The organism is Bartonella sp. EBT8, from assembly GCF_055796165.1.
Genome location: NZ_JBTTDJ010000066.1, coordinates 1 through 1497, shown reverse-complemented (window position 1 = coordinate 1497; position 1497 = coordinate 1). Strand labels below are relative to the sequence as shown.

General features: G+C 39.1%; 1 protein-coding gene. It reads right to left on the bottom strand.

What is annotated here, in order from left to right:
• Positions 1–155: 155 nt before the first annotated feature.
• Positions 156–1322, bottom strand: a complete 1167-nt coding sequence (locus tag AC0QT4_RS09060; protein WP_473201338.1) for a tyrosine-type recombinase/integrase — start codon at positions 1320–1322, stop codon at positions 156–158.
• Between the last annotated feature and the right edge of the window lie 175 nt (positions 1323–1497).

Genomic DNA, 1497 nt, shown 5'->3' with positions numbered 1-1497 from the left:
GAGATTGCAAAGTAAGTTTAATCATAAAAAACAGTCATTTATGATGTATTTTCTCATTTGATAATTTATGAATCTTATTGAGCAAAAATGAGAGAACGAAGAGAGAAAGTTATCCACAGATAATGGAATAAAAATGGGGTACAAAACCCCATCTTTTAAGATTGACCTGTAACATAAGCCGCCCATTTATTCATATAAACACGGCGCTGTTCTAAATAATCAGTACGACGGTAAGCACGCTCTACTTTACCCCCGACCGTATGACTTAGAATGGTTTCTGCTACCTCAAAAGGAGCATCTGTTGTTTCTTCTAGCCAATCACGTAAACTAGACCGAAAGCCATGAGGACAAGCATCAAGTCCAATTCTCTTCATATAATGTGACATGCAACTATCAGCAAGGGGACCACGACCGGTTGCAGAAAAGAAGAAATCATTGCGAGATAGCAGGCGTGCTTGTTTCAAAATTTCCAATGCTTCTGTTGAGAGAGGCACGCGAAACTCTATTGTAGCATCACGCCTTCCTTTCATATTCTCAGCAGGGATGGTCCATATATCATCTTCAATCTGATCTTTATGGATATGACACAAGGGATTTGTACGAACACCTGTCAGGATAAGCAGACGCAAAGCCAGTTGTGTTAGGGTTGTTGTTTTGCAAAGTGTTTTGTAAAAAGCCGGTATCTCTTTCCAATCCATTGCTGGTCTATTTTTAACTTTATGGCGTTGTTTTCCTAAGAGAGCTTTTGCTTTTGCTGTTGCTTGTAAATCAACATCTAAACCCATTGCAGCAGCATGTTTGAGACAAAGATTAAGACGAATGAGAGCTTTTTCTGCTGTTCTAGCTTTAGTATGCCAGATGGGAGCAAGCGTATTGCGTATATCGGTTTGTGTAATTTCTGAAACCGGCATACAACCTAACTTAGGGAGAATATGAAGTTGTAAAGATGAAAACCAATCTCCATTCTTACCATCATTTTTGAGTTCAGCTTTACGAGTTTCAAAAGCGTCCAAAGCAATATCTTTTAAATAATGGAGATTACGCATTGCCTCACGTTTTTGTTTATCACGTTCTTTAATGGGGTCACGACCCTCGTGTAAAACAGATCGCCATTGGGTTGCTAATTCACGAGCTTGTTTTAAAGAGACATTTCTTAAAGCACCCAAGCCCATTTCACGACGGCGCCCGTGAATGGTATATCGGTAAATCCATTGAGCACCTCCATCTTTACGCTTATGAAGTAACAAGCCAGCACCATCATTATATTTGCCAGCCCCCAATGTTGCGACAGCCCTTGCATTAAGACGATTCATTAAAGGCATTTTTACTCCTTTCTAAATGGTTTTTTATCCACACGTTAATCCCACTTGTGACGTGCAAAGGGATGGTTTTGATTGATTCAAGATAAGCAGGTTTGAAATAAGAGAATCTTAGGATATTCGGGTCTCTCATTCAACATGCAAAACGATAAATTATCTTTATAAATCAATACGTTGA

What these genes read in the sequence shown, in the direction of transcription:
- AC0QT4_RS09060 (WP_473201338.1), bottom strand. Translation starts at nt 1,322, where the DNA reads ATGCCTTTAATGAATCGTCTTAATGCAAGGGCTGTCGCAACATTGGGG.